The organism is Streptomyces sp. T39, assembly GCF_008042045.1.
Lineage (GTDB): Bacteria > Actinomycetota > Actinomycetes > Streptomycetales > Streptomycetaceae > Streptomyces.
This window is the reverse complement of the sequence record NZ_RDBP01000175.1, coordinates 1-888: the sequence shown is the minus strand read 5'-3', so window position 1 is coordinate 888 and position 888 is coordinate 1. Positions and strand designations below refer to the sequence as shown.

The window sequence follows — 888 nt, the reverse complement described above, 5'->3', positions numbered from 1 at the left end:
GGGGATGTGGATCTGGGGCTGGACGGTGACCTGCGGGGCGCCGGTGGTGACGTGCGCGAACACGCGCGGGCGCAGGTTCAGCCCGCGCATCGCGAAGGCCGAAGCAACCGTCCACGCGAGGGCGGCAATGGCGGTGGCGACGGTGCGCGAGGCGTCCGGAGTGGTCGTCCAGACCATCGCGATGCCCGCGAACCCCCAGCACGACCAGGTGAGGCGGATCCCGTTGCTGCGGGTGATGAACCCGGCGATCAGGGAGAACAGGCCGGTGACCTGCCACAGGGTGTAGACGGTGGAGGCGCTGATAGGCAGGCCGGCGGAGTGGGCGGCGATGTAGGAGCGGACGGGGTTGTCGATCGTGGCCCACACGCCGGTGGAGGTGTTGTCGCCGACCTGGACGTTCGGGACGGCGGTGAGGATGCGGCGCGCGGCGTCCAGGAGGACGTCGACGGCGCCGTCGAAGAGCAGGACGACGAACGAGAACACGGCGACGGCGGCGACGGCCTTGAGCCAGTTGGCCATGCCGTGCCATCCGGCCTCGGGTGCGCGCCGTACGTCTTCCCACATCTCGTGAAAGACGCCTCCGTCGTCCCACGCTTCGTTCCACCAGGCACGGGCTTCGGCGAGGCGGGGCTCCTTCTTCTGCTGCGTCGTCGCCGCCGGGCGGTCGTTGTCGGCGGCCGGGGTGGGGTCGTTGGGTGCCAAGGGGTGACTGCTCCTTGTTCGGAAGGGGGTGGCACGGCATGGCCAACTGGCTCAAGGCCGTCGCCGCCGTCGCCGTGTTCTCGTTCGTCGTCCTGCTCTTCGACGGCGCCGTCGACGTCCTCCTGGACGCCGCGCGCCGCATCCTCACCGCCGTCCCGAACGTCCAGGTCGGCGACAACACCTCCA

1 protein-coding gene is annotated in these 888 nt (G+C 70.4%); it reads right to left on the bottom strand.

Translation table 11 applies throughout. The features are described from left to right. A partial coding sequence (locus tag EAO77_RS36505) for a hypothetical protein (protein WP_187283580.1) occupies positions 1-702 on the bottom strand: 702 nt, incomplete at its 3' end. Positions 703-888 lie beyond the last annotated feature (186 nt).